Genomic DNA, 244 nt, shown 5'->3' with positions numbered 1-244 from the left:
CCCCTCATCGAAAAGCTTGAAGAGCGGGGGATCACACCGGTTATTCCGTCAAAGAAAAACCGACGCAATCCACGGAAAATCCTCTTTTCGCTTTATAAAAAACGAAACATCATCGAACGCTTCTTCGCCAGACTTAAACAGTTCAGAGGTATTGCAACACGATATGACAAGCTGAAGTCAACTTTCCTCGCAGCCGTGCAATTCGTCTCCGCCATCATTGGAATTAACTGACGACACACCCTAG

Annotated in this window: 1 protein-coding gene; it reads left to right on the top strand. The window is 46.3% G+C overall.

The features are described 5' to 3' along the window. On the top strand, positions 1-231 hold a 231-nt coding region (locus B7449_RS17205), incomplete at its 5' end, for a transposase (RefSeq protein ID WP_148431395.1). Positions 232-244: the final 13 nt, after the last annotated feature.

Origin of the sequence: Komagataeibacter intermedius TF2 (assembly GCF_000964425.1) — a bacterium.
Lineage (GTDB): Bacteria > Pseudomonadota > Alphaproteobacteria > Acetobacterales > Acetobacteraceae > Komagataeibacter > Komagataeibacter intermedius.
Note: the sequence above shows the minus strand (reverse complement) of the source record. Positions and strands in the feature narration are given on the sequence as shown.